This window comes from Ralstonia insidiosa (genome assembly GCF_008801405.1).
Lineage (GTDB): Bacteria > Pseudomonadota > Gammaproteobacteria > Burkholderiales > Burkholderiaceae > Ralstonia > Ralstonia insidiosa.
In genome coordinates, this window is the sequence record NZ_VZPV01000003.1 from 488,577 (window position 1) to 510,658 (window position 22,082).

The window sequence follows — 22,082 nt, forward strand, 5'->3', positions numbered from 1 at the left end:
TGCAGTAGACGCCATCAAGCCTGGCCCACCGTGCCCGACTCCCGCAGCCACGCGACGATGCGCTCGGCCGCCTGCTCCGCCGTGTCGACGGTGGTGTCGATGCGGATCTCCGGTTGCTCGGGCGGTTCGTACGGCGAGTCGATGCCGGTGAAGTTCTTCAGCTCACCGCGGCGCGCCTTGCGATAGAGCCCTTTGGGGTCACGTTCTTCTGCCACCGCCAGCGGGGTATCGACGAAGACTTCGATGAACTCGCCCTCGGCCACCAGTGCCCGTGCCATCTCGCGCTCGGAGCGGAACGGCGAGATGAACGACACCAGCACGATCAGCCCGGCATCCAGCATCAGGCGCGACACTTCGGCCACGCGGCGGATGTTCTCCACGCGGTCGGCCTCGGAGAAACCCAGGTCCTTGTTCAGGCCGTGCCGCACGTTGTCGCCGTCCAGCAGATAGGTGTGGTGGCCGAGTGCATGCAGGCGCTTTTCCACCAGGTTGGCAACGGTGGATTTGCCCGCGCCCGACAGCCCGGTGAACCACACGATGCGCGGCGTCTGGTGCTTGAGCGCGGCGTGCGCGTGGCGGTCCACATCGATGGCCTGCCAGTGCACGTTCTGCGCGCGGCGCAGGGCAAAGTGCAGCATGCCGGCGCCCACCGTGTTGTTGGTGAGGCGGTCGATCATGATGAAGCCGCCCAGGTCACGGTTGCGCGCATACGCTTCGAACACCACCGGCTGATCCAGGTGCAGGTTGCACACGCCAATCTCGTTCAACTCCAGCGTGCGCGCGGCCAGATGTTCCAGCGTGTTGACGTTGACCTTGTACTTGGGCTGCGCCACCGTCACGCCCACCGTGCGCGTGCCGAGCTTGAGCAGGTAGGGGCGGCCGGGCAGCATGGCCTCTTCGTTCATCCACACCAGCGTGGCCTCGAACTGGTCGGCCACGGCGGGTTGGTCTTCGGCACAGGCCAGCACGTCGCCCCGGCTGACGTCGATCTCGTCTTCCAGCGTGAGCGTCACCGCCTGGCCGCGTACCGCCTGCGGGCAGGCACCGTTCGCACCGATGATGCTGGCCACGCGGCTCTCGCGGCCCGACGGCAGCGAACGCAGTCGATCGCCCACGCGCACTTCGCCGGCGCTGATGGTGCCGGTAAAGCCGCGGAAGTCCAGGTTGGGGCGGTTGACCCACTGCACGGGCAGGCGGAACGATTCGTCCTGCGTGGGTGCGTTGTCGATCGGCACGTTCTCCAGGTGCGCCATCAGCGTGGGGCCCTGATACCACGGCGTATTGGCGCTGTGCGCCGTGATGTTGTCGCCGCGCAGGGCCGACATCGGAATGCAGACGATGTCCGTCAGGCCGATCTGCTGCGCGAAATCGCGGTATTCGCGTTCGATGGCGTCGTACACATCGCGCGAGTAGTCCACCATGTCCAGCTTGTTGACGGCCACCACCACGCGGCGGATGCCGAGCGTGGACACCAGATAGCTGTGGCGGCGAGTCTGCGTCTGCACGCCGCGGCGGGCGTCCACCAGCAGCACGGCCAGGTCGGCGGTCGAGGCGCCGGTCACCATGTTGCGGGTGTATTGCTCGTGCCCGGGGGTGTCCGCCACGATGAACTTGCGCTTGTCGGTGGCAAAGAAGCGGTAGGCCACGTCGATGGTGATGCCCTGTTCGCGCTCCGCGGCCAGGCCATCCACCAGCAGCGCGAAGTCGAGCTGGTCACCCTGCGTGCCCATCTTTTTCGAATCGGCTTCGAGCTGGGCGAGCTGGTCTTCGAACAGCATCTTCGACTCGTACAGCAGGCGGCCGATCAACGTGCTCTTGCCGTCGTCGACGCTGCCGCAGGTGATGAAGCGCAGCAGCCCCTTGTTCTTCTGGGCGTGCAGGTAGTGCGCGACGTCGTTCTGCGCGTCATTGGGTTGCACCGATTGCGCCATGGCGGGCGCGGCCTCCAGTAGCGTTTCCATCAGAAATAGCCCTCCTGCTTCTTCTTCTCCATCGACCCGGCCGAATCGCTGTCGATCAGCCGGCCCTGCCGTTCGGACGTGGTGGCCAGCAGCATCTCGCGGATGATCCCATCCAGCGTGTCGGCTTCGCTCTCGATCGCACCGGTCAGCGGGTAGCAGCCCAGCGTGCGGAAGCGCACGCGGCGCATGGTCGGCTTTTCGCCGGGGCGCAAGGGCAGGCGGTCGTCATCGACCATGATCAACGTGCCGTCGCGCTCCACCACGGGACGTTCCTTGGCGAAGTAGAGCGGCACGATGGGGATGTTGTTCAGATAGATGTATTGCCAGATGTCGAGCTCCGTCCAGTTCGACAGCGGGAACACGCGCAGGCTTTCGCCCTTGCGCTTGCGTGCGTTGTACTGGCGCCAGAGTTCGGGGCGCTGCATCTTCGGGTCCCAGCGGTGCTGCGCGGTGCGCACCGAGAACACGCGCTCCTTGGCACGCGATTTCTCTTCGTCGCGCCGGGCGCCACCAAAGGCTGCGTCGAAGCCGTAGTGGTCCAGCGCCTGCTTGAGCCCTTGGGTTTTCCAGACGTCGGTGTGCACGGCCGAGCCATGCTCGTGCGGGCTGATGTTGCCCGCGATCCCATCCGGGTTGATGTGCACACGCAGGTCCAGCCCGAGCCGTTCGACGGTCTGGTCGCGGAAGGCGATCATCTCGCGGAACTTCCACGTGGTATCGACGTGCAGCAGCGGAAACGGCGGCTTGGCCGGGTGGAAGGCCTTCATGGCCAGGTGCAGCATCACGGCGCTGTCCTTGCCGATGGAATAGAGCATGACGGGGTTTTCGCACTCCGCCACCACTTCCCGCATGATGTGGATGCTCTCCGCCTCCAGTTGCTCCAGGTGGGTCAACATCGTTGTCTCCTCTTCACTTGCCGGCCCCGTTCACGAATGTCGCGGGGTGCCTGGCATGGTGAAAAGGTAGCGATCCGGGGGGCTGCCCAACTTCGTCCGGGCGGACTAAAAAATGGCGGGCCGCGCCGCACGTTTTCTAGTCCAGGTGGAGGAGGTAACCGCAGGGATGCGCTTGGTACCGTTGCTTCGACGCGCTGACAGGGCCTGCCTGTTGCGCATACGGACAACGGGAGCGAAGCACATGGCGATTTCTGCCGAAGAGCAGTTGTTGAGTGGCCAGACCTGGGCCGAATTTTGCGACGTCCTCAAGCGCAGCGGGCAGCAGATCCTGCGCACGGAGGCGCCGACCGATGCATTGACGCGCGCCGAGGGCTATCGCTACCTCAGCCGGCTGCTGCGCATTGCGCTGGAAATGCACGTGGAGTTTGCCGATCCGGCGTTCCCCGGCTTCTTCTCGCCCTCGCACGAAACCGCGAAGATCGGCGCGGACAACCCCGACAACCTCTACCGCTACGCGCGCCTGGACGGCACCGCCGCGTATCGCATTCGCGGCCGGCGCGGCACGGTGGCGTACCTCAGCTTTGGCACGCAAAAGGGCGGGTACGAAACCGACGGCCGCATGATCCAGACCGGCTTCATCGACAGCAACAAGCTGGCGGTGGCGCCGGATGGGAGCTTCGAACTCATCCTCAGCGCGCAGCCGCACGACGGCAACTGGGTGCGCATGGAACCGGCCACCAATGCGCTGGTGGTGCGCCAGACCTTCCTCGATCGCAAGGCGGAGACGCCGGCCGAGTTGCAGATCGAGCGTATTCAGGAGTCGGGCGCGGAAGACAAGCCCACCCCCTTGAGCGCCGAACGCCTGCACGGCGGCCTGCTGCGCGCGGCCGGATTTGTGGAGAACACGGCGCGCATCTTTGCCGACTGGGCGCAGGGCTACGGCACCCACGTCAACGGACTGCCGCCGGCAGACCAGGCGGTGTGCCAGGCCGCGGGCGGCGATCCGAACATCTTCTACTACCACTCGCAGTGGGCCTTGGAAGACGACGAAGCGCTGGTGGTGGAAGTGGACCGCGTGCCCGAGTGCGAATTCTGGAACTTCCAGATCAACAACTACTGGATGGAGTCGCTCGACTACCGCTATCACGACATTTGTCTGAACAAGCACAGCGCACAGCTGGATGCCAAGGGCGGCGTCACCGTCATCCTCAGCGCGCGCGACCCTGGCCTGCCCAACTGGCTGGAGACCGCCGGCCACCGCAACGGCACCATGTGCTGGCGCTGGGTGGGGGCGGGGGAACCGACGAACGCGGCGCATCCGCGTACGCGCGTGGTCAAGGTGGAGACGTTGAAAGCGCTGAAGGAGGTCGCATGAATACCCTGGCTGACCGCATGCCCGTGCTCGACGTGGACCGCCTTCTGGCGCAGGCCACCGAGCAGACGGGCGGGCTGACGGATTTCGGCCCCGGCAACTACCGCGAAGCGCTGGGCGTGCTGTTCGATTCGCTGGCGCGCGAGGCCAACCTGTCGCCGCAGGGCGTGCATCTGCTGCACAGCAAGCTGCTGGCGCAATTGGTGAACCGGCTCGTCATCCAGGAGTACTGCCGCCACCATCCGGAAATTCTGCAGGAGCGCATTGAAGACCCGCTGGTGATCATCGGCTTGCCGCGCACCGGCACCACGCTGCTGCAGCGCATGCTGGCCACCGATGCGCGCTTCCATTCGGCGGCATGGTGGGAAACGCGCTACCCGGCGCCATTGCCCGGGGAAGGCGTGCGCGATGCGGGCTCACGTATCGCCCGTGCCAAAGAGGAAGTCGCGCAGATGGTGCACTTCATCCCTGACATCCTGGCCATCCACCCGCTCGACGCCATGCAGGCCGACGAGGAATTCATGCTGATGGAGCACGCCTTCCTGTGCGCCATGGATTCGTACGTGAACGTGCCGACCTACAGCGCGTGGCGTGAGCGGCAGGATCAGACGCCCGTCTACACGTACCTCAAGACGATGCTGCAGTTCCTGCAGTGGCAGAAGCGCCAGCGTGGTGAGCCAGCGGCGCAGCGCTGGGTGCTGAAGACGCCCCAGCACCTGCACGCGGTCGACGTCCTGTTCCAGGTCTTTCCCGGCGCGCAGGTGGTGCTGACCCATCGGGACCCGGCCCAGACCATTCCGTCGATGGCCAGCATGGCGCACACGCTGTGGAAGATGTATGCCGACGCGCCGGACGCCACGGCGGTCGGCCAGCAGTGGAGCGCGCAGCTGCGGCGCGCAACCGAACACGCCATGGCCGTGCGCGACCGCATGCCGGCCGACCGCTTCCTCGATGTCCGCTTTGAAGACACGGTGCGTGATCCGTTTGGCGTGGTGGAGTCGGTGTACCGCTTTGCCGGCATGCCGCTGACCGACGCCGCCCGCGCCGGCATGCAGGCGTGGATGGACAGCAACCCGCGCAGCCAGCGTGCCGCGCATGCCTATACGCTGGAGCAGTTCGGCCTGAGCCAGGCGCAGATCGAACGCGACTTTGCCGGCTACCGCGCACGGCACGTACTGGGGAACTAAAGAGCAACTAAAGAGCAACTAAAGAGCAACCCAACCTAGACCAGCGCACCGCGCACAACGGAGACAACACATGCTGTTGAAAGACAAGATCGTCATCGTATCGGGCATCGGGCCCGGCCTGGGCGTGAAGCTGGCGGTGGAGGCGGCCCGCGAAGGCGCCCGCGCCGTGGCCATCGCCGCCCGCACGCAAGCCAAGCTGGACGACGCGCAAGCCCGTATTGCTGCATTGGGGGTGGACTGCGAAGTCCTGAGCGTGCCGACCGACATTACGGATCGCGCGCAGTGCCGGGCATTGGCGGCGGAGGTCATGCGCAAGTACGGCCGCATCGATGCGCTTGTCAACAGCGCCTACCAGCACGGCAACTTTCCCGAGGCGGTGGAAGCCGCTGACCTGGATGTCTGGCGTGATGTGTTCGAGACCAACGTGTTCGGCACCATGACGCTGACGCAGGAAGTGGCTGCCCTGATGAAGCCGCAGGGCCACGGCGCCATCGTGATGATCAACACACAGGCCACGCGCAAGCCGATGCCGGGCGAATCGGGCTATGCCGCATCCAAGGGCGCGCTGACGGTGGCGGTCAAGTACCTCGCGCGCGAGCTGGGCAAGTACGGCATTCGTGCCAACAGCATCTTCATGGGCTGGATGTGGGGCGCGCCGGTGCAGGGCTACGTGCAGTGGGCCGCCGCAGAGCAGGGCGTGAGCGAAGCGCAGATCGTCGCACCGATTGCCTCGCAGATTGCGCTGGGCAAGATGCCGACCGATGACGACTGTGCTCGCGCCGCGCTGTTCCTGGTGTCGGACTACGCACGTGCCATCAGCGGAGCCTCGCTCGACGCCAATGGCGGCGACTTCATGGCCTGAACGCGGCGACTGGAGCCCCGCAATGACCCGCTACTTTGCCTTCAATGGCGATGCCGATGGCCTGTGCGCGCTGCAGCAGCTTCGCCTGGCGCAGCCGTGCGAAGCCACACTCGTCACCGGCATCAAGCGCGATATCCGTCTGCTGGAGCGCATCGACGCACAAGCCGGCGATGTCGTGACCGCGCTGGACATTTCGCTCGACCAGAACCGCGGCGGGTTGTTGCGTTTGCTGCAAGCCGGTGCGTGGGTGGACTACTTCGACCATCACCATGCCGGCGAGCTGCCCGATCATGCCGGACTGCGCACCTATATCGACGAGGCCCCCACCGTCTGCACCAGCATCCTGGTGGACCGGCATCTGGAAGGGCGCTATCGCCGTTGGGCCATCACGGCCGCATTCGGCGACAACCTGACCCCTGTGGCCCATGCAATGGCGGAACAGGCGGGCCTGAGCGCGCAGGACACCGCAACGCTGGAGCAGCTCGGCACGTGCCTCAACTACAACGCCTACGGCGAGTGCGTGGCCGACCTGCATTTCGACCCCGCAGCGCTGGCGCAAACCATGCTGCCCTTCGAAGACCCGCTGGCGTTTGCGGCACAGAGCGCCGCCTACCACGTCCTGCGTGCCGGTTATGAAGACGACATGGCTTGCGCCCGAGCCATCGGGCCGGTGCACGAGTGCTCGGGTGCTGCCGTGCTGGTTCTTCCGGATGCGCCGTGGGCACGCCGCGCGATCGGCGTGCTGGGCAATGAACTCGCACGCACGCGCCCAGGGGATGCCATTGGCCTGTTGTCCCCAAAAAGCTCGGGCGGCTATGCCGTCAGCGTGCGCGTGCCGGCCACGAGCCCGACCGGTGCCGCCGACTTCTGCCGCGGCTTCGAAACCGGCGGTGGGCGTCGCCTGGCGGGCGGCATCAACCACCTGCCGGATGCGGATATGGAACGCTTCATCGGCAGCTTTTCTGCCCGCTTCGGCAAGTCGTAGACAAGTTGGGGACGCCCCGTCGGCTGCAGACAAGTCGCGCGAAGACACCCACACAAACGTAGTCTGGTTGGACGAAGACGAGATGCGGCGAGCCCGCTACCGTGACTGCTCTGCTGGGCAGAGCGGGCCCATACCCACCGAGTCTGGCCGATATCAAAAATCAAAAGGGGGGGAGTCTATGCACGTCACTGGTCAAGGGTTGCTGCGCGCGCTGCGCAGGGCAGCCGGTACGCTGGTCTGTAGCGCTGTGCTGACCGGCATGCTGAGCGGCTGCAATATGGACAACGATCCGCCGACCCAGCAGTCGATCCGGCACGTGTTCGTGCTGACGATGGAGAACAAGAATTACAACGACACCTTCGGCACCAGCACACAGAATCCCGACCTGCAAGCGATGGCGAAACAGGGCGCGCTGCTGACCCAGTACTTCGGCACCGGCCACGTGAGCCTGGACAACTACATCGCGATGATGAGCGGCCAGCCCTCCACCAAGGAAACCGAGAGCGACTGCAACCTGGGCTTCAACGACGTGGTGGCCGACGGCTGGGATGCCGGCAACCCCAAGGTGCTCAAGGCCAAGGACGGCAAGGGTTGCGTGTATCCGAACACCGTGAAGACTTTCGTCAACCAGCTGGATGAACTCAATCTGACCTGGAAGGGCTACATGGGCGACATGGGCAACGACCCGACCCGTGAGTCCGCCACCTGCGGTCATCCGAAGATTGGCGCGATGGACAACACGCAGGCCGCCCAAGCACCCACGGCCGACGTGCCGAAGGGCGATCAATATGCGACCCGCCACAACCCGTTCGTCTACTTCCATTCCATCATCGACGACCAGGCCTACTGCGACAGCCACGTGGTGAACCTCGACGCCAATCTGCAAAAGGATCTGCAGTCGATCAGCACCACGCCCAACTTCGTATTCATCACGCCCAACCTGTGCGACGACGGCCATGACGGCGATGGCACCGGCGCCAAGCCCTGCGTGAACGGCGACAAGGGCGGCCTGACCTCGATCAACGATTTCGTGAAGAAGTGGGTGCCGATCATCCAGGCGTCACCCGCGTACAAGCAGGACGGGCTGATCATCATCAACTTCGATGAGTCGGCCGACATGGTGCCGGCGGGCAAGACCACCGTGAACGGTGTGACGACCATCACGGTGAACCTGCCCGGCGATGCGTGCTGCGGCCAGCAGGCCGGGCCGAACGTGACGCGCCCGGACGACGTGATTCTGCAGGTCTCTCCGACACTGCAATACAAGCTGCATTACGTGGGCGTGGGCGGTGACCGCACCGGCGCAGTCATGCTGTCGCGCTTCATCAAGCCTGGCACGGTCAGCAATACGCCGTACAACCACTACTCGATGCTCAGGAGCCTGGAAGACATCTTCCAGACCCACGGATACCTGGGTTACGCCGACGACAAGAATCTGGTGACGTTCGGCAACGACATCTTCACCAACCTGCAGTGGTAACCAGCGGTTGGCGCCAGGCAAGAAGGGCTGTCGCCAGTGCGGTGGCGCTTCTTTGCCTGGCGGCTTGTGCTCGGCAGGCGGAGCCCACGGCTGCCAAGCCATCCAACCAGGCGCAGGCCGAGATCGGCCGGCTGGCGTTTTTCGATGCGTCGCTGTCAGCGTCGGGGCGCATGTCGTGTGCGACCTGCCATAGCCCCGACCATGCTTACGGCCCGCCGAATGCGCTGGCCGTGCAACTGGGCGGCCCAGAACTCAAGGACCACGGTACCCGCGCGGTACCGTCGCTACGCTACCTGCGGCGCACGCCGATCTGGTTCAAGACCTTTACGTCCAACGCGCGCGAGCGGCTGACCGAGACCGACAACGTGCCGGTGGGTGGCTTCACCTGGGACGGCCGCTTCAACACCCTGGCGGAGCAGGCAACCGCGCCGCTGCTGGCCGCCAATGAAATGGCCAACCCCAGTGTGCGCGCCGTGGTGGAGCGTCTTGCCAGGAGCGCCTACGCCGCGCGCTTTCGAGAGGTCTTCGGGCAAGACATCTTTTCCCGCCCCGAGGCCGCCTTCGCAGCGCTGGGGCAAGCGTTGCAGCGCTTCCAGCTCGACGACGCGAGCTTCCAGCCCTACAGCAGCAAGTTCGATCAATACCTGGACGGCAGGGCGCAGTTAAGCGCGCAGGAGCAGCGCGGCCTCAAGCTGTTCAAGGATCGCGACGGTGGCAACTGCGCGGCTTGTCATACCGTTGAGCCCGGCGCCAACGGTGCGCACCCGCTCCTGACCGATTTCAGCTTCGCGGCCGTCGGGGTGCCGCGCAATCCGGACATTCCGGCCAACGCCGATCCCAACTACTACGACATGGGCCTGTGCGGCCCGGTACGATCAGACCAGCAGGCAGAGCGCGCCTACTGCGGCCTGTTCAAGACGCCCACGCTGCGCAATGTGGCCACGCGCGGCGCGTTCTTTCACAACGGACGCTTTCATACGCTGGAAGAGGCGCTGCGCTTCTACGTGGAGCGGGATACCGCACCGCAGAAGTGGTATCTGCATGCGGGCAGCCGCCGGCAGTTCGATGATCTGCCCGAGGCGTTGCAGGACAACGTCGACCACATCAACGCGCCCTTCACGCGCCACAAGGGTGACAGGCCCGTGTGGTCGCAGGCGGATATCCGTGATGTGATGGCCTTCCTCAAGACGTTGAACGACGGTGATATTCCATAGAGCGTGGTGGTGCGGCTTCAACCGGTCGCGCCTGACAGTGCCGCCGGCACGTTGTGGCCGTAGCAACGCTCCTCGACGCGTTCGATCATGCGCCAGCCGCGCGCCGTACGCGTGAAGCGGTCGATGTACCACAGGCCGAGGAACATCACCTGGGTGCCGCCATCCGGCAGCGCGACTTCCATCGGGTTGAAGCACATCGTGCGCGACCGGGCGGCGTCGCCATCGAGCCGCACCGACACGTTGCCGACCATGTGCTGATAGTTCGGAAACGCCGGCAGTACCGAGCGCAACCACGTCTTCACTTCCGGGTAGCGGCCATCGATGCCGCCCATGGCGCGGTAGTCGATGTAGGCATCGGGCGTGAAGATCGCGTCGAGCGCGTCGAAGTCTTTGGCATCGATGGCCGTTGCGTAGTCGACGATGAGTTCGCGGATCTCGTGGTGATCCGACAGTGTCTGCAGAGTGTGCATGGCGGGTTGCGTCATGTGGGTCGAACGATGGAAGGCGGCTGTGTAGAGCGTAAACCCGCTTGGCGAGCGGGGATACGGCGGATCGGACTAAGGTGTTTCCCCGGACGCGCGCTCACCAACGGCAACGCTATAGTGGCCCGGCCCACGCACACGGAGACCTGCAGATGCGCAACGATGCCGTTGAAACATGACACGTGCGGCACCGCTTTTCTTTCAACCAGGAGCAGACACACGATGAAACGCCTCGAAGGCAAGGTCGCATTGATTACCGGCGGTGCACGCGGGCAGGGCGCAGCGGAGGCGCACAGGTTTGTCGAGGAGGGCGCGCGGGTCGTCATCGCCGATGTGCTCGATGCGGACGGCGAACGCGCGGCTGCCGAGCTTGGCGACGCTGCGATGTTCCAGCATCTGGACGTGACGCAACCCGACGCGTGGACTGCTGCCGTGCGTGCCGCGCAGGCGCGCTTCGGCAAGCTGGATGTGCTCGTCAACAACGCGGGCATCCTGAAGCTCGCGCCGCTGGAGTCGTGCTCGCTTGATGACTATCGCAAGGTCATCGACGTGAACCAGATCGGCTGCTGGCTCGGCATGAAATCCGTGCTGCCCGCGATGAAAGAGGCGGGTGGTGGCGCAATCGTGAACGTGTCGTCAACGGCGGGCATGGAAGGGGTCGCGACGGGCACCGCCTACGTGTCGAGCAAGTTCGCGGTGCGAGGCATGACGAAGGCAGCCGCGCTTGAACTGGGCCGCTACGGAATCCGCGTCAATTCGGTCCATCCGGGCGGCATCGACACGGTCATGGCCCGCCCGCCGGAGTTTGCGGACATCGACGCTTCCGGCGTCTATCGCGGCCTGCCCATCCCGCGCATTGGCCGCCCGGAAGAAGTGGCGAATCTGGTGCTGTTTCTCGCGTCGGACGAATCGAGCTACTGCACGGGCTCAGAATTCATCGTCGACGGCGGGATGCTCGCGGGCGCCACGTTCAACTGATCGCCGAGCGGGGTGAACTCACCCCGTGCTGTTCGTGCCCGCGTTGGCGAATCTTCCAACCATCGCGGGCACGGGGCTCACAGTCCTCACGAGGAGGACTGGTGTGCGTCAGAGCGAGCTGATCAATTGCGCATTGTCGATGCGCAGCTCTGCGCCGTTGATGAAACGCGATTCCTCCGAGGCGAGGAAAAGCACCAGGTTGGCCACATCCTTGGCGTCGCACATGCGGGCCATGGGGTTGTGCTCGATGCCCAGCGCTGCAGGGTCCAGGTCAGGGACGATGGCCTGCGTCATCGGCGTCCAGATGCCGTCGGGGTGGATCGAGTTGCAGCGGATGCGATAGCCAGCCTTCTTGCAGTGCGCGGCCACGCTGCGCGTGAGCGCGGTGACGGCACCCTTGGAACCGGTGTAGGCAGCCATCATCGGCAGACCGCCGAGTGCCGCCACGGACGACATGTTGATGATGCTGCCACCGCTCGGCCGGGTCTTCATGGCCGCCACGGCAAACTTGCAGCCGAGGAAGTAGCCGTCGCCGTTGGTCTGCATGACCTTGCGCCAGGTGTCCAGGGTGGTGTCTTCGATGGAGCCGAGCGGGCAGATGGCGGCATTGTTGACCAGCACATCCAGGCCGCCAAACATTTCCGTTGCGGTGGAGATGACGCGTTGCCAATCGTCCTGGCTGGCAATGTCGTGCCGGACAAAGCACGCCGCGTCGCCAATCTCGCGGGCCACGGCCTGACCGGCCTCTTCATTGATGTCCGTCAGTACCACGCGCGCGCCTTCGGCGGCGAGCAGCAGCGCATCCGCCTTGCCGACGCCGCTGGCAGCGCCGGTGATGACGACGATCTTGTCTTTCACGCGATCCATACTTGTATTTCCTTATCAGGTTGAGAGGCCGCGCCGGTGCGGACAGCAAGCGCCGGCAGCGCGGCACGATGTCAAACGGTGGCGGGTACCCGGCCAGCGCGTACGGCTTGCCACGCAGCCTCGCCGTAGAGATGACGGACGGCACCGTCGAGTTCCGGGTTCTTGCGCAGTTCATTGCCGCCATCCACGGCAAAGCTCTGACCTGTCACCCATGCCGATTCCGGGCCCGCCAGATAGCGCACCGCCGCGGCGATGTCTTCGGGTTTGCCGAGGCGGCCAAGCGGCATCTGCTCCAGAAACGCATTTCGCATGGCCGGATCGTCGAACATGGGCATGGTGGCGTCGGTCTGTGTGAGCCCCGGACGCACGGCGTTGACGCGGATGCCCGCGGACGACAGCTCTTCCGCGGCCGCACGCACCAGCCCTTCAAGACCGGCCTTGGATGTGCAATAGGCCGACAGCCACTTGAAGTTGCGCTGGGCCGCAGTGGACGAGATGCAGACGATCGAGCCGCCGCCGTTCCTGGCCATGAGTGGGGTCGCGTGGCGGATGGCCGTGAACGCGCTGACGATGTTCAGTTCGACTTCGGCACGGAAGCTCTCTTCGTCATGCATCAGGAACGGACGGAAACCGCCACCGCCCACCGTCGGCACGACGATGTCCAGGCGATTGCGCAGCGACCAAGCCAGCTTCAGCGCGGCCTGCACGTCGCCGGAGCGGCCCGCATCGCCCGCGAAGAGGTGGACGTCCGCATCGGGAGTCTGTGCGCGCAGTTGCTGGCAGGCCTGCTCCAGCGCGTCGCGCCGGCGACCCATCAGCAGGACGGTCGCCCCGTCACGCAGCAGCGCGGCAGCACTGGCGGCCCCGATGCCCCCAGCGCCACCGGTGATCAGCGCCGTTTTGCCTTCGAGTGAACGCTTCGCGTGCATGGCTTACCCCTTGAGCGGCAGATCCTGGGTCCAGTCGAGCAGAAGCTTCCTGCGTGCGAAGAGCCACTTGCCCTCCTGGAAGACGAGGTTGTCCTGGTAGCGGACGCCCCAGTCCAGCTTGCGATCGGTGCCGTCGAGCGTGTAGATGTGGTTGGCGATGCAGTACGTTTCCGCAGTCGCTGTGGCGCCATCGACGTCCACCAACTGGTTGTGCACGTGATGCTGCGTGGTGCGGTACTGCTCGATATGCTTCATGCCGGCCAAGATGGCCTCGAGGCCGGGCATCGTGAAGCCGGGCCCTTCGATAACGGCGTCTTTGGTAAAGAGGCCGGCGAGCTGGGCCCAGTCGCGGCGGTCCACCGACTGTGCGTACCGGCAGGCCAGGGCACGAATTTCTTGCTGCGGGCTTGATGCGGACATGGCATTCCTTGGTTTTTGACGTGTCAACGCGGGTATGCGCTCACGCCGCTGCCGGGTACTGGCTGACGATTTCGTTCACGGTGCGCTGGATGTCGCCGCGCCGATAGCCGAGTCGGGCGGTTTCTGCGGCGTCCGGTTCATAGGCCACCGTATTGCCGCGCCCGGTGTAGATGGCCAGGTCCGGCAGCAGCGGATGCTCCTGATCGAGCGACGGCACGTCGCGATCATTGCCGACGGCGCGGAAGAACGCGCGGAAATATTCGGCAAAGCTCAGGTTCTCGTCGCCGACCAGATAGGCCTTGCCGGACTCGCCGCCCAGCAGCGCACCCGAGATGGCTTCGGACAGCGATTGCGTGGAGATGAAGTTGCTGCCACCGGCCGGACCGAACACCGGAATCGGGCCCAGCATGCCCTGCGCGTAGCGCGTGTAGGCCTCGAACATCGGCACCGCCAGGCCGGGCACACTGCCCACCACGAAGGGCGCGTTGACGCTGCACACATGGAAGTCGGGCGTCGCGAGCGCACGCACGCGCTCGTCAGCCAGGTGGCGCGAGCGAACGTACGGACTGGTCTCGATCAGCTCGGGTGCGACCTGGCTGTAGAAGCTGCCGACCAGCACGGCCCGGCGCACGCCTGCGTCACGCGCGAGGGCGAAGAACTTGGGCACGGCTTCACTGTTGGCGCGTTCCCAGTGGGCGGCCTGCGCAGCGGCATCGGCCCCGGGCGGCACGTGGCGGATGTCGTTGCCTGCAGCGAAGACCAGGGCGTCGAATCGCGCCAGATCGTCTTTGGTGAACGTCCCTGCGATGTAGTCGCCTTGAACGAATTCGAGATCAGCGAGTGCGCTGCCGGGCGACGGCGCCTTGCGCCCTGCAATGGCGACCGTGTGACCTTGCGAGCGCAGCAAAAGGGCGGCGTGCCCGCCGATGAGGCCGGTGCCACCGACGACGAGAATCTTCATGTTGTCTCCTGTTTACTTATTGGTCTTGGCCGGTGCGCGTTCAGGCGCGGGGTGCCTTGATGACGTATTGGCTGGTGGGCACGACGTCGATCTTGTCGAAGTCGATGAAGCGGTTGCAGCTATCCATCATGCTGGCCAGGTTCTGCTGGAACTTCGTCTCGTCGCCCACAGCATCAAAGAAGGCGTACGGGTCAGTCATGGCCGCGGCGGGGAAGCATTCCTCGACGATGGCGTCGATGAGGGGGGAGCCCAGCGTCAGCGGGCGCACCACCACGTTTTGCACGTAGAGGAAGTTGTCTTGCGTGTCGATGGCCACTCGGGTGTGGTAGTTGTGCCAGACATCGAGCCAGGCTTCCGGTGTGAGCCGGGGCGGCCGGCGCAGAAACGCCAGCTGCGAGAAACCGGTCGTGCGCTGGCCCGGTTCCGCCGGGAAGCGGGTGTTGCGGATGGGCTGCGACTCGGTCACCAGATAGGCCGCCATGCGCTCCACGGCAGACTCGATCAGGTCATCGAATGGCTGACGGAACATCTTGTTGGCGCTGTCCATCCAGACGCTGATCACACCGTCCATCTGCGGGCGTGTATTGGCCTGGCGCAGGCCATCGGCGGGTTGCACGGCGGCATCGGCCAGATTGACCTGAACGCCGCGCGCGCCCAGCGCCAGCAGTTTGTCGGCGATCTCGCCGCGCAGGCGACGATCGAGAGCTTCGGCGTCGGCGCTGTTGCCGGTCTTGCCGCGCCAGATCACGTACAGGACTTTTTCCATGGTGTATGTGGGAATCGGGTGGTGAGGGGAGGGGGAGGCGGGGTGCCAGAAACGGCGCTGGCTTGCGCCGGTGCGGTGTGCGCTGTTGTCCGTTAGCGGGCCGCAGTGAAGCGGTTGGCCGTCACACGAAAATCTGCCGGGATCGGCGAGGTGACCGCCTCGAACACGCGGTCGTATCCGGTGGAGTGGATCTGCCACTTGCCGTCGCGTTTGACGTATTCGTCGCGGTAGTAGGCGGTGCCGCGCAGGAGCCAGTTCTGCTCTTGCGAGATCACGTAGTCCTCCAGGTACCAGAGGCCACGGGCCTTGTCTGGGCCCACCAGTTCGATCTCGGGGTGGTGGCCTTGGTGAAGGGTGAGCAGCGGCGGATCATCGAGGAGCTTGCGCAACTCCGCGACAAATTCGTCGCGGCCGTTGAAGCGGTATTTGCCGCTGTCGAGCCACGTTGTGCAGTCTTCGGCAAGGCAGCTCGCGAGCAGCGGCCAATCGTGGCAGTCGACTGCGCGAAAGTACCGGTACTTCAACTGTCGTATGGCTTCGATTTCAAGCAGGTCTTGTAGGGCGTTGTCCATCGGGTCTCCTGGAAAGCGTGGCCTTGTGTCATAGGCTCTGCAGGCATCTTGCGGGCAGGCGGATGCGTGTTCATCGTCCACACGGACTATCGGCAATGCGTGCGCCCGAACTCCCACGCGGCGCCTTTTAGTCTGTTCAGACGATGGATGGCGCGGCCCGCTTGGCTAGCCTGTGCACGCTGTCGATGCAATTGCCCCAAGTGATGGGTGCGACGACTCAGCGGACCATTGGAGGCCAAGGCAATGCAAGAAAACGGTTTGGAGGCGCGGCTGCGCAAGCTGGAAGATCTCGAGTCGATCCGCCAGCTCAAGGCGCGCTATCTCGCCTGCTGCGACGCGAAGGATGTCGAGGGCATGCGTGACTGTTTCATCCCCGGCAAGGTCGCGATCGACTACGGCGCGATCGGCGTGTTTGACGATCGGGACCAGCTCATCGATGTGTTTCAGAAGCTCGGCGGCCACGACCATATCGTCGACATGCACCACGGTGTGAATCCGGAAATTGCCGTGCTGGATGACCGCACAGCGCGCGGCACCTGGGGCTTGTATTTCCACCAGATCAACACGAAAGACAACACGCTGACGCAGCTCGGTGCGACCTATGAAGACGAATATCTGCGCACGGACGGCGGCTGGAAGATCAGCAAGACGCGCTGCGTGATCACGTCGACGCAGGTGATGCGCTTTACCGAAGGGGCGCCGCAGGTGATGTTTGCCGGACGCGGCATGACCGCTCCGTGAGGGGAAGGCTGCGCTGCGCGTCAACGCCCCGTTGGGCACGCAGTCACGCTTCCTGATCTGCCATGCACGTTCACCTGCAGAGTCACTTTCCCGTCTGGCTGCATCGGCTGTTACCCGCCTTTCCGTGGCTGGTCACGCAGACGAGCGGCAGGGCCATCATCCGGCGGCGAGGCTTCGAGCGCCTGCTGGTGCCCGGCCAGCAACTGATCCTCAAACCGTTTGAACCCGTTGAGGTGCTGCTCGATGGCGACTACGTGCAGCCATCCGTGTGCACGTTTGAGGTGCAGGGCGATGGGCTGGTTGATCTGCGGGAGGCGTCGCTCTATCAGCGCATCTCGCAGCGCATCTTTCTTCAGCCGCAGCACACGTGGGATGCCACCCATGTGTCTGAACTGATGGACATGCCTGCCCTGAAGGTTCGGGCCAAGCTGTTTTCCCAAGGGTATGCGCTGACGGATATTTGCCGAACGCAGCGGCTCATGCGCGCGCTGTTCGAGGCCAATCAGGGCGGCAGCGCCGTTGCGGCGCTCAAGCGGCGGATCGGATGGCCAATGCACGGCGATCTGGAGACCGCCTTTCATGATCGGCTCGGGGTGTCTCTGGTGACCGCAAGGCGCTTGTCTGCAAGCCCGTCTCGGCGCCAGAGCGAAATGCTTTCCGCTTTTTACCCGCCGGACCGGGTCTTGCAACAGCTGGTTGCTTGCGATTGAGGCGCGCCTTCAGCGGTTGTGCCTCAATCGCGTCAACTGCATCAATCGCCTTAAGCGTTGCTCGCCAGCACCTTGGCCACGGCTTCGGCCACGGGGCCGACGTTCCGCTCATTCAGGCCGGCCACGCACATGCGGCCCGAGCGCAGGATGTAGACGCCATACTGCTCGCGTAGCCGGTCGACCTGATCGGCGCTCAATCCGGTGTACGTGAGCATGCCGCGCTGCTTGATATAGCGCGACAGGGCCTCGCCGCTCAGGTGCTGGCTCAAGCGGTCGTGAATGGCCGTGCGCATGCCGGCAATGCGTTGGCACATGGCCGACAGTTCGTTGCGCCAGGACTGATCCAGCGCGGGTGTCGTCAGGATCTTGGTGACGATCTTGGCGCCGTGGGTCGGCGGGTTGCTGTAGTTCGAACGCACGGCGCTGGTCAATTGGCCCAGCACCCGATCCGCCTCGGCTGCGCTTTCGCAGATCAGGCTGAGCCCGCCGCAGCGCTCGCCATACAGCGAGAAATTCTTCGAGAACGAGTTCGCCACCAGCGCCGGCACGCCACGGCGCGCGATTTCACGCACCGCAAACGCGTCGGCGTCCAGGCCCGCGCCAAAGCCCTGGTAGGCCATGTCGACGAACGGCAGCAGCTCGCGCTTTTGCAGCACGCCGATCAACTGCTCCCACTGCGCGTTGTCCAGATCCACGCCGGTCGGGTTGTGGCAGCACGCATGCAGCACGACGATGCTGTGCTTGGGCAGCGCATCGATTGCCGCCAGCATGGCGTCGAACTTGAGGCCACCGGTCGCTTCGTCGTAGTACGGGTAGGTGTTCACCGTGAACCCCGCACGCTCGAAGATGAAGCGATGGTTTTCCCACGTCGGGTCGCTCACCCAGACCTGGGCTTGCGGGAAATAGCGCTTGAGGAAAGCCGCTCTCTCGAGTTCATGCGAGAAGGCCGGCACTATGAGGGCAACTCCATCCGGGTTTCTGACGTTGCGATTTTCAACAGTTGACACGTCGGATTGCGGTCAATGACGCGGGTCTCAGTTGGCCTTCGTTCTCGATCTCGCATCCCGCCTAGCGAGCGGAAGGAACGCGGCGGGTCTTCATGAAGTCTTCGAAGCTCTCGCCGCGCATCATTGCGTAGACCTGCAGGTTGGTCTTGCGCACCACACGCGCGAACTTCTCCATCACGGAGAAGTTCGCGCCATAGCGGACCATCCCGATCCAGTCTTCACTTCGGACGAGCGACTGTTCTTCGTCGCTCAGGCCCGTAGCAGAAATCGCCGCATCCGGGTCAGCCAGATAGCCCTCGCGATACGGTGCGTGGATCATGTTCCAGAAAAATCCCTACCGATTTAACTTACTATTGCGATAACTATTCTTATCGCAATAGCAAGATGGAAGCACTAAACTGCCTTCCATGAAAACGCGTCTGCTTCCCGTCGATCCCACCGTCAGCACTCCGCCTGACTTCCCCGATGCCGCCGAACTGGCGGCACTGCGTGCCTGGCATGCCGGCTTGTCGACCCGCGAGGCCGTTGAGCGCTACCTGGGCGAGCGCCTGACGCCAGGGCAGTCCTCGCGCGGCGTGCTCGGGCGCATCCGGCGCCAGCTCGCCGCGTTTGCACGCCGGCGTCAACGTGACGACTTGGCGGCGCTGTTCGAGATGCAAGCCGCCGAACGTGCCAAACAGGGGAGGGCGGCCGACCAGGCGATCGAGCTGCTCCTCACGCTGCCGCTGCCAACCCCGCTTATCAGCGATGACGTCGGATTGTGGCTGGGTGCCCGCGCCGTCGCTGCGCTACGGGCCGCTGGCATTGGCACTCTGGCCGACCTGACCGTTCGCGTGCCGCGTCGGCGCCGTTGGTGGGGCGTCATTCCCGGACTAGGACAGGTCAGCGCGCGGCGTATCGAGGCGTTCTTTGCCGAGCACCCGCGCTTGACGGAGCGTGCCCGTGCGCTTATCGCCGAACAGGTTCGGGGCGTGGTGGTGCCGTGGGAGCAATTGCGCCTGCCGTACGAGGTCGACGGCTCGCAGGGGCAATTCCGTGCGCCGCGTGAGACCTGCGCGCTCACTGCCGATAACGACTACGAAGCCGTCCAAGCCTGGTTGTCCCTGCACGAATCGCCGGCCACCCAGCGGGCGTACCGCAAAGAGGCGGAGCGCCTGATCTTGTGGGCGATCATCGAACGGGGCAGGCCGCTGTCGTCGCTGACCACCGAGGACGCGATTGCCTACCGGAGCTTTCTGCGCCGACCGACACCGCGGGAGCGTTGGGTCGGGCCGGCGTGCCCGCGTACGTCCGTCGAGTGGCGTCCGTTCACCGATGGGCTGTCGGCGCGCTCGATTGCGTATTCGCTGTCGGTGCTTGGCGCCATGTTCCGCTGGCTGATCCAGCAGCGCTATATGCTGGCCAACCCGTTCGCGGGCATCAAGGTGCGTGGCGGTGGGCGAACGACTGCGCTGAATGCCTCGCACGCTTTCAGCGAGGGGGAATGGGCGCTGGTCCGCACCATCGCCGATGGACTGGAATGGTCGTATGGCTGGGAGGCACCCGCCGCGCAGCGGCTGCGCTTTGTATTGGATTTCGGCTATGCGACTGGCCTGCGCGCCGGCGAACTCGTTTCTTCTAAGCTCGGCGATATCGAAGCCGATCGGCAAGGCGATCGCTGGCTCAATTTGATAGGGAAGGGCAGTCGTGCTGGAAAGGTTGCATTGCCACCGCTGGCACGTACGGCGCTCGACCGCCACCTGGTGGAACGTGGGTTGCCGGTCACGCGGGCGCGCTGGAATCCAAAGACACCGCTGATTGGTGGCCTGGGATTGGGTCCTGACGGCGGGATTACGGGAGCGCGGCTGTGGAGTGTGGTTAGAAGGTTTTTTGAGACGGCGGCCGACACCATAAAAAACGATCATGCGCTGCTAGCGGAGAAGCTGCGCAAGGCCAGTCCGCATTGGATGCGCCATACACATGCCACCCACGCGCTCACGCGCGGCGCGGAACTGACCACCGTGCGCGACAATCTGCGCCACGCTTCGGTCTCGACCACCTCGATCTACCTGCACAGCGATGAGACCAAGCGCGCGCGGCAGCTTGGGGAAGCCTTTGGTGCCCCAAAATGAACGCCTGCATTACAGTATGCGAGCTGCCGGCGCCCCAAGGTTAGAGCTCGGTCCATTTAACCGAAGACACTGAAGCGACAAAGAGGCCTGCCCATGAATCGGTACACGTACCGTGCTTTCTATGACGACACGCCCACAGTAAGCGACCCGCTTCGCGCAGCGAAAAACGATGACGAAATTCGGGTTTTGTTGGACAGCTTGCCATCGCGGCTGACAGATCACTGTCGAGGTGCAAGAATCGACGCTGGCGAAATCGTGGTGTGTGAGGTGCAGGGTGTTCCCAGGTTGTCGAGACAGGTTCTGCTCACGACGGACGCGAACGAGAAGGTTGCAAAGGACCTGATCGCGCGCGCTTTCATCGATCTGGATCTTTCGGCGAACAGGTCCGATAAGCCATCAGGGAAACGGGAAAAAGTAAGCCAAATGGAACCGGACGAATCACGCCAAGGCACCGAGCAAAGTTACTTCGATGAAGTTCGACGTCGGGTTGCCGCGCAAACACCCGATATTGCCGTGGTACTCAAGGCGGTACGTGCTGCATACAATCTTGCCAGCGAAGCAAAGACCCTCGGTAATCCCTTCGAGGATGTGTCCGGCAACTGACCGTTGTTGAGCGACGTCGACACCCTCAACGTCCACGACCTTCGCGCCGGTCAATGAACGATGCGATCTTCGCGGCAATCAAGTTTGCCGTGTAGTCCGGTGAGCCTTTCACAGTGGTGCCGGCACCCGTGTCGCTGCCAAAGGTAGCAGGCCTGTTGATCAAACGATCGCTCATTCCGGAATGCGCTGCGAGTTCCTCATCTCCGAGGCTAGGTGCCACGTCGCTGCCGGTCTAGAGATTCCACAATGTTGAGCTGAGTGACTCGGTCAGTACCTAGATGGAGAGCAAGTTCTCAGGTGCCTGCCAAGCGCATAAGAGCTCACTTTACGTTGGAGCAGTCGCGCTTCTGAGCGTTTTGTACCATTGATCATCCCAAATGTTGCGCCAAATCGGGACAACCGAGCCCGAACCATGCAACACCTGTAAACATACCCATTGTCCGCATAATGTATCTTATGTTAAATGCAATAGGCGACGGTGGCCAAGCATGGTGGCGAACGGAAGCAAATCCATTCACTTCCATGAGGCAATTCTGTTCACATCTCGGCTACATCCAGGGCGTGTGGAACCACTGCTCGAGCTTGCTTCGCTCGAGCCCACAGCTGACTAGCGTTCCTCTTTGTTGATACGTTGATCGTATCGCCTCGCCAATAGCACTTCCAATGCGCTGGCCGCCTCACAGGCCATGGGTTCTACCGTGATGCTCGGCACGCAACTCACCAGCAGATTGCTCGCTTTCCAGCATCCGGAAACCTTCTTTCCATATGAAAACAGGCCATTGCGCCTGCGCAACATCGAACACTGAGTTCAATTCTCTTTATCGCTCAACCACTTAGCGGCCAACGGTGGCGGCGAAATATGGATGCTCCGATTTCTACGTATGCCGCCCCGCATGGTGCGCAGCAGAATGATTTTCAAGCGCAGGACACGCCTTGAGACATGTGTTGAGGCCGGCTGCGCTCACGCATGGATGTCAT

General features: G+C 64.0%; 23 protein-coding genes. 11 read left to right on the forward strand and 12 right to left on the reverse strand.

Annotation, left to right across the window (positions count from 1 at the left end):
* Positions 1 to 14 precede the first annotated feature (14 nt).
* Positions 15 to 1,961 (reverse strand): sulfate adenylyltransferase subunit CysN, encoded by a 1,947-nt coding sequence (cysN, locus tag F7R11_RS24320; protein ID WP_021197659.1) that lies wholly within the window; start codon positions 1,959 to 1,961, stop codon positions 15 to 17.
* Entirely contained in the window at positions 1,961 to 2,857 is an 897-nt protein-coding gene (gene cysD / locus F7R11_RS24325; protein ID WP_021197658.1) for a sulfate adenylyltransferase subunit CysD, read from the reverse strand. Before cysD ends, cysN begins: the two co-directional genes overlap by 1 nt.
* A 241-nt stretch (positions 2,858 to 3,098) precedes the next feature.
* Here cysD and F7R11_RS24330 point away from each other — a divergent pair, with 241 nt between their 5' ends.
* From F7R11_RS24330 to F7R11_RS24355, 6 genes are all read left to right on the forward strand, one after another.
* Complete coding sequence (locus F7R11_RS24330; RefSeq protein ID WP_021197657.1) at positions 3,099 to 4,232, forward strand: DUF1214 domain-containing protein; 1,134 nt, start codon at positions 3,099 to 3,101, stop codon at positions 4,230 to 4,232.
* Positions 4,229 to 5,416 carry a sulfotransferase family protein gene (locus F7R11_RS24335; RefSeq protein ID WP_064807146.1) on the forward strand — a complete coding sequence of 396 codons (1,188 nt, stop codon included), beginning with the start codon at positions 4,229 to 4,231 and terminating at the stop codon, positions 5,414 to 5,416. The genes F7R11_RS24330 and F7R11_RS24335 overlap by 4 nt, the downstream gene beginning before the upstream one ends.
* Positions 5,417 to 5,486: 70 nt before the next feature.
* Entirely contained in the window at positions 5,487 to 6,278 is a 792-nt protein-coding gene (locus F7R11_RS24340) for an SDR family oxidoreductase (RefSeq protein ID WP_021197655.1), read from the forward strand.
* Between the two features lie 22 nt (positions 6,279 to 6,300).
* Complete coding sequence (locus F7R11_RS24345; RefSeq protein WP_021197654.1) at positions 6,301 to 7,263, forward strand: hypothetical protein; 963 nt, start codon at positions 6,301 to 6,303, stop codon at positions 7,261 to 7,263.
* 178 nt (positions 7,264 to 7,441) lie between these two features.
* The gene (locus F7R11_RS24350; RefSeq protein ID WP_021197653.1) at positions 7,442 to 8,743 is read left to right on the forward strand and encodes an alkaline phosphatase family protein; all 1,302 of its coding nucleotides are present in this window, start codon (positions 7,442 to 7,444) and stop codon (positions 8,741 to 8,743) included.
* 41 nt (positions 8,744 to 8,784) lie between these two features.
* The gene (locus tag F7R11_RS24355; RefSeq protein WP_231973365.1) at positions 8,785 to 9,957 is read left to right on the forward strand and encodes a cytochrome-c peroxidase; all 1,173 of its coding nucleotides are present in this window, start codon (positions 8,785 to 8,787) and stop codon (positions 9,955 to 9,957) included.
* 17 nt (positions 9,958 to 9,974) lie between these two features.
* Here F7R11_RS24355 and F7R11_RS24360 read toward each other — a convergent pair whose 3' ends face one another.
* Complete coding sequence (locus F7R11_RS24360) at positions 9,975 to 10,427, reverse strand: nuclear transport factor 2 family protein (RefSeq protein WP_082932983.1); 453 nt, start codon at positions 10,425 to 10,427, stop codon at positions 9,975 to 9,977.
* A 234-nt stretch (positions 10,428 to 10,661) separates the two neighbouring features.
* Between F7R11_RS24360 and F7R11_RS24365 the strand changes: the two genes are divergently transcribed.
* Positions 10,662 to 11,417, forward strand: coding sequence for a glucose 1-dehydrogenase (locus F7R11_RS24365; RefSeq protein ID WP_021197650.1), 756 nt, complete (start codon positions 10,662 to 10,664; stop codon positions 11,415 to 11,417).
* A gap of 108 nt (positions 11,418 to 11,525) precedes the next feature.
* Here F7R11_RS24365 and F7R11_RS24370 read toward each other — a convergent pair whose 3' ends face one another.
* The 6 genes from F7R11_RS24370 to F7R11_RS24395 form a co-directional block, all read right to left on the reverse strand.
* On the reverse strand, positions 11,526 to 12,284 hold the full coding sequence (locus F7R11_RS24370) for an SDR family oxidoreductase (protein WP_021197649.1): 759 nt from the start codon (positions 12,282 to 12,284) through the stop codon (positions 11,526 to 11,528).
* Between the two features lie 71 nt (positions 12,285 to 12,355).
* Positions 12,356 to 13,213, reverse strand: a complete 858-nt coding sequence (locus F7R11_RS24375) for an SDR family NAD(P)-dependent oxidoreductase (RefSeq protein WP_064807139.1) — start codon at positions 13,211 to 13,213, stop codon at positions 12,356 to 12,358.
* Between the two features lie 3 nt (positions 13,214 to 13,216).
* Positions 13,217 to 13,633 carry a nuclear transport factor 2 family protein gene (locus F7R11_RS24380; protein ID WP_021197647.1) on the reverse strand — a complete coding sequence of 139 codons (417 nt, stop codon included), beginning with the start codon at positions 13,631 to 13,633 and terminating at the stop codon, positions 13,217 to 13,219.
* Between the two features lie 40 nt (positions 13,634 to 13,673).
* Positions 13,674 to 14,594: an NAD-dependent epimerase/dehydratase family protein gene (locus F7R11_RS24385; RefSeq protein ID WP_021197646.1), complete on the reverse strand. Its 921-nt coding sequence runs from the start codon at positions 14,592 to 14,594 to the stop codon at positions 13,674 to 13,676.
* 40 nt (positions 14,595 to 14,634) lie between these two features.
* On the reverse strand, positions 14,635 to 15,360 hold the full coding sequence (locus F7R11_RS24390; protein WP_021197645.1) for an EthD domain-containing protein: 726 nt from the start codon (positions 15,358 to 15,360) through the stop codon (positions 14,635 to 14,637).
* A 92-nt stretch (positions 15,361 to 15,452) separates the two neighbouring features.
* Positions 15,453 to 15,932, reverse strand: coding sequence for a nuclear transport factor 2 family protein (locus tag F7R11_RS24395; RefSeq protein ID WP_021197644.1), 480 nt, complete (start codon positions 15,930 to 15,932; stop codon positions 15,453 to 15,455).
* A 243-nt stretch (positions 15,933 to 16,175) separates the two neighbouring features.
* Between F7R11_RS24395 and F7R11_RS24400 the strand changes: the two genes are divergently transcribed.
* Positions 16,176 to 16,673 carry a nuclear transport factor 2 family protein gene (locus F7R11_RS24400; protein WP_021197643.1) on the forward strand — a complete coding sequence of 166 codons (498 nt, stop codon included), beginning with the start codon at positions 16,176 to 16,178 and terminating at the stop codon, positions 16,671 to 16,673.
* 62 nt (positions 16,674 to 16,735) lie between these two features.
* Positions 16,736 to 17,383, forward strand: a complete 648-nt coding sequence (locus tag F7R11_RS24405) for a hypothetical protein (RefSeq protein WP_021197642.1) — start codon at positions 16,736 to 16,738, stop codon at positions 17,381 to 17,383.
* Positions 17,384 to 17,433: 50 nt separating this feature from the next.
* Here the strand turns inward: F7R11_RS24405 and F7R11_RS24410 are convergent, their stop codons facing one another.
* Both F7R11_RS24410 and F7R11_RS24415 read right to left on the reverse strand, forming a co-directional pair.
* On the reverse strand, positions 17,434 to 18,339 hold the full coding sequence (locus F7R11_RS24410; protein ID WP_257784477.1) for an amino acid aminotransferase: 906 nt from the start codon (positions 18,337 to 18,339) through the stop codon (positions 17,434 to 17,436).
* A 112-nt stretch (positions 18,340 to 18,451) separates the two neighbouring features.
* On the reverse strand, positions 18,452 to 18,709 hold the full coding sequence (locus F7R11_RS24415) for a hypothetical protein (RefSeq protein WP_021197640.1): 258 nt from the start codon (positions 18,707 to 18,709) through the stop codon (positions 18,452 to 18,454).
* Positions 18,710 to 18,797: 88 nt separating this feature from the next.
* Between F7R11_RS24415 and F7R11_RS24420 the strand changes: the two genes are divergently transcribed.
* Positions 18,798 to 20,501: a site-specific integrase gene (locus F7R11_RS24420; RefSeq protein WP_021197639.1), complete on the forward strand. Its 1,704-nt coding sequence runs from the start codon at positions 18,798 to 18,800 to the stop codon at positions 20,499 to 20,501.
* 93 nt (positions 20,502 to 20,594) lie between these two features.
* The gene (locus F7R11_RS24425; protein ID WP_031330239.1) at positions 20,595 to 21,104 is read left to right on the forward strand and encodes a hypothetical protein; all 510 of its coding nucleotides are present in this window, start codon (positions 20,595 to 20,597) and stop codon (positions 21,102 to 21,104) included.
* 25 nt (positions 21,105 to 21,129) lie between these two features.
* Here F7R11_RS24425 and F7R11_RS27125 read toward each other — a convergent pair whose 3' ends face one another.
* Positions 21,130 to 21,279, reverse strand: a complete 150-nt coding sequence (locus F7R11_RS27125) for a hypothetical protein (protein ID WP_021197637.1) — start codon at positions 21,277 to 21,279, stop codon at positions 21,130 to 21,132.
* Between the last annotated feature and the right edge of the window lie 803 nt (positions 21,280 to 22,082).